The organism is Pelotomaculum propionicicum (assembly GCF_004369225.1).
Classification (GTDB): Bacteria; Bacillota; Desulfotomaculia; order Desulfotomaculales; family Pelotomaculaceae; genus Pelotomaculum_B; species Pelotomaculum_B propionicicum.
In genome coordinates this window covers 1-4330 of sequence record NZ_QFFZ01000094.1, presented here as the reverse complement: position 1 = coordinate 4330, position 4330 = coordinate 1, and the positions used below count along the sequence as shown (strand labels likewise).

Below are 4330 nucleotides of genomic sequence, written 5' to 3'. Positions count from 1 at the left end.
CGAACCCGCTGGTGCCCAGGACCACCAAAGGCCTGGAGCTGAGCAGGAAGGGCAACATCGTCGCCAGCCTGGAAACAGGCGCCACCTCCAAGCCCGGCGTGTACGCGGGAGGCGACGTGGTGACAGGCGCCGCCACGGTGATCCTGGCCATGGGCGCGGGAAGGACGGCCGCTAAATCTATTCATGGGTACCTCCTGGGAAAATAAAAGAGAAGTTTTATAAAAAATGTTTTTAAGGAGGATGAAGATGACTGATAGATTAAAAATAGTGGTAATCGGCGGAGTAGCCGCAGGGCCTAAGGCCGCCGCCAGGGCGCGCAGGCTGGAGCCGAATGCCGATATTACGATAATTGAAAAGGACAAGTATATATCATACGCAGGGTGTGGCATGCCATTCTACTTGTCGGGGCAAACCAGAGAGTTTGAAGAACTCTTTACCACTTCCTATGGTGTAGCCAGAAAAGAGGATTATTTCCTTAATGAAAAGGGAATTAAAGTGCTCACTGGGACTGAAGCTGTAGCGATTGATCGTGTCAATAAACGTGTAGAGATAGCCGATCTGAGCACAGACAATCGTTCCTTTATCGAATATGACAAACTGGTAATCGCCACCGGTTCCACCCCCACAATCCCACCCATTGAAGGATTGGATTTGGCTGGTGTTTACCGTCTGAATCATCCTGAAGATGTTTTATCAATTAAAGCAGCTTTGGCTGAGAATGTGGATGAAGTCGCCATCATCGGGGCGGGGCTGATTGGTATGGAAGCGGCGGACGCGTTAATGAAATTAAAGGTTTTTGCCAATATAATTGAGTTAAAGGACCAGGTCCTGCCCGGTATGCTTGATCCTGATCTGGCCGCTTTGCTGGCCATGCGGCTGGAGGACAACGGGCTGGAGCTAAGCCTTGGCAGAAAGGTCCTGGGGCTCACCGGGGAAAATGGCCGGGTTTCAGCAGTAGTAACCGACCAGGGTCCGATTGAAGCCGGGATGGTGATTGTAGCCATAGGGGTCAGGCCCAACGTCAAGCTGGCCGGGGAAGCCGGCCTGGAAATCGGTGCGACCGGCGCCATAGCGGTTAATGAATACCTGCAAACCAGCGACCCGGATATCTACGCTTTGGGGGACTGTGTGGAAAATACCCACCTGGTTTCCGGGCAAAAGGTTTATATTCCTCTGGCATCAACCGCAAACAGGCAGGGCCGGGTGGCGGGTGATAATATTACCGGCCTGAAAACCAAATTCAAAGGAATATTGGGCTCTTCAGTGCTTAAAGTTATGGGGTTAAACGTTGCTCGTACCGGTCTAGGTGAGGAACAGGCCAGAAATCTGGGTTATGATGTTATTACTTCAGTCAATCCAACTTTTGACGCTACCCATTACTATCCTCAGCACGGAAAGATTCTATTAAAAATAATTGCTGACGCAAAAACCAAGCGTGTACTTGGTGGGCAGGGCTTTGGACCTGGCGATGTGGCAAAGAGAATAGACGTGCTTGCCGCCGCCATCAATTTCGGCGCCACACTGGAAGACGTGGCCAATATTGATACAGCTTACGCGCCTCCGTTTAACACACCTATCGACCCGCTGCATCATTCAGTAAATATCATCAGGAATAAGCTGCAGGGATTAGCTGAAGGGATTTTACCGGCTGACGTCAAGAAAAAGTTCGACAGTGACGCTGACTTTGTATTTTTGGATGTTCGGACTGAGCAACAGTTCCGTCCCAAACATATCAGCGACGCGCGTGTTCTTTCAATACCCCTGGGGGAAATACGCAGGCGGCTTGACGAGATACCGCGGGAAAAAGAAATAATCACATCCTGTGTCCTGGGTCCGCGGGGTTACGAGGCGCTGCGGATTTTAAAAGGGGCCGGTTTTGATAACGTGAAATTCATGGAAGGCAGCCTTGAGGCCTGGCCATATGAAATAGAATAAGTGTTAAATCCCCTTATCCCCTCCTCTTTATCTTACATCGCCAGGCTTTGACTTATCGATCCCCTATGCCTGGCGATGATTATTTTAGATGGATACTTTTCTTTCTGTAAAGCAAATGTTATTATCAAGAGGACTGTTATGTTAAGCTTAAAATTTGAGGGAGGAATTCAAGTGGAAACCCGGAAAATACCGGAGGCGACCATTACAAGGTTATCTCAATATTCTAAGTACCTGGAACGATTGGATTATAATGGTATAGACATAGTGTCTTCCAGTGAACTGGCAGAAGGGGTAGGCGTAAATTCCGCTCAGGTCAGAAAGGATCTATCCTATTTCGGTGAGTTCGGGACCCGCGGCATAGGCTATAATGTAAAAGATTTGTTGAATTACACTTTAAAAATTCTCGGCTTGAACAGGAAATGGCCGCTGGTGTTGGTAGGAGCGGGAAATGTGGGCCAAGCCCTCTGTTCCTTTAAAGGTTTTAATGAACGAGGTTTTTCGATAGTTGGCGTTTTTGATAACGATCTAACCAAGATAGGCAAGAGAATTGGTAAACTAGAAGTCTTTCCGATGGAAAAGCTGCCTGAAGTTATCAAACTGCACGAGATTAAAATAGGGATTATCGCAGTGCCGGTGCGGGCGGCGCAGGAAGTCGCAGACCTGATGATTAAAAGCGGTTTACAGGCAATTCTAAACTTTGCCCGTGTGACACTTAATATTCCTGAAAATATTAAAGTGAAAAACGTAGATCTGTCTGTGAAGCTTGAAATTTTGACTTTTGATCTGGTTACGTAGAAATCCAAATGTGTAATAGACCAGATATAAAATAATATCATTTATTAAAGGTTAATCACTCTTAGGATGGCATAAACCTTTTTCAATAATAAAAAAACCGGATCTTAAAAAACCGGTTTTTTTATGTGCGACAGGCAGTCGCACCTGTCCCAATAATAATTTGGGACAAACTCATGTTATAGAGACAGCGGCGACGCTACAGAGGTAAAACGAGCCGGGAGCCTGGAAGCATGAGGATTCACGGAGGTGAAAGTCCTCCCCTGGGAGTGCTGGCGCGAACCAGGAAGCTTAGTCTAGGGCAGCACCGTGAGGCGCTGTCTGAAGGAGACGTGGAAGCCGAGAGGCCCACAAGCGGCTTGGCAGACCGAAATGCGAAAGCGTGAAACACGGCGGCTGGGCAAGTTGGCGACTGTGCGTAGATAACGGGAAGCCCACCGAAAATGGTGATATCTACTCAAATGAGCCAGCCGGGTAGAGGTAGCTTGTCAAGTGATGGTGTTTGGTATGTCAAGAAGGAAGGTGAGATGACCCTGTGAGATCTCCAGCCAAGCCTGCAAAGGGTGGCAGCATATAAGGCTAAGCCGAAGTTGCTGTCACGGCTGGAGAAGTCAGACGGCCTCATAGTACGGAAGTAAGTTGCAGACCAAACTGCAGCCGAACGGAAGGGGGCCGGCCTGTGTGGCTCCAACTGGACTCACGTGTAATGAGAACGGGCACGTTACCGCGGTAAAAACGAACCGGATGAACACGGGAAAGGTGAGGAATAAGACGTGAACAAGGAACTCAAGCTCAAGTGGCACAGCATCTACGGACAGATCCTATTCGACCGGAAGCTCATGGCGGCATGGCGGAAAGTTGAAGAGAACGGTGGCGCCGGAGGAATAGACGGAGAAACCATAGGGAGTTTCAAGAAACACGAGGAAGAGAAAATAGCGGACTTACTGCAAAGGCTCAGAGCCAAAACCTACAAACCAACAGCAGTGCGCCGTCAATACATACCCAAAAAGAACGGCAAGCTGCGCCCACTTGGCATACCCAACATAGAAGACAGAATCGTACAACAAGCCATTGCAAACGTACTCAGCCCCAAATGCGAAGAGCACATATTTCACAAATGGTCCTGCGGTTACCGGCCCAACCTCGGCATCAAACGAGTGATGCAGATAATCCTGTGGAACATTGAGACAGGGTACAATCACATCTATGACTGTGACATCAAAGGCTTCTTTGATAATATTCCGCACAAAAAGCTGATGAAAGTGCTCGCCAAATATATCGCGGACGGGACAGTGCTGGACATGATTTGGGCCTGGCTCAAAGCCGGGTACATGGAGGAAGGAAAATTCCAACCCACTGAATCCGGCACGCCTTAAGGCGGCGTAATATCTCCACTTTTGGCCAATCTTTATCTTAATGAACTGGACTGGGTGCTGGAAGAGCATGAGGTAAGGTTTGTCAGGTACGCAGATGACTGTGCGCCACGAAGGCGCAGGGCTGCATGAGAGCCCTAAAGCCATGCTTAATCGAAGATGAGGGAAGGCCCCTCGGAGCCGCCATGCAGGTGGAGGCTTCAAACCACCGTAAGCTGCTGTGGACAAAA

Annotated in this window: 4 protein-coding genes and 1 pseudogene; all 5 read left to right on the top strand. The window is 48.9% G+C overall.

The window, feature by feature from the left end; all coding sequences use genetic code 11:
• A pseudogene (locus Pmgp_RS18755) lies at positions 1-206 on the top strand (dihydropyrimidine dehydrogenase); the annotation flags it as partial.
• Between the two features lie 40 nt (positions 207-246).
• Positions 247-1935: an FAD-dependent oxidoreductase gene (locus Pmgp_RS18750; protein ID WP_134216142.1), complete on the top strand. Its 1689-nt coding sequence runs from the start codon at positions 247-249 to the stop codon at positions 1933-1935.
• Between the two features lie 171 nt (positions 1936-2106).
• Complete coding sequence (locus Pmgp_RS18745) at positions 2107-2730, top strand: redox-sensing transcriptional repressor Rex (protein WP_134216140.1); 624 nt, start codon at positions 2107-2109, stop codon at positions 2728-2730.
• 230 nt (positions 2731-2960) lie between these two features.
• A complete protein-coding gene (locus Pmgp_RS19915; protein WP_192903028.1) occupies positions 2961-3113 on the top strand; it encodes a hypothetical protein in 153 nt (50 codons plus the stop codon).
• Positions 3114-3500: 387 nt separating this feature from the next.
• Positions 3501-4103, top strand: a complete 603-nt coding sequence (locus Pmgp_RS18740) for a reverse transcriptase domain-containing protein (RefSeq protein WP_243119958.1) — start codon at positions 3501-3503, stop codon at positions 4101-4103.
• The last annotated feature ends 227 nt before the right edge of the window (positions 4104-4330 follow it).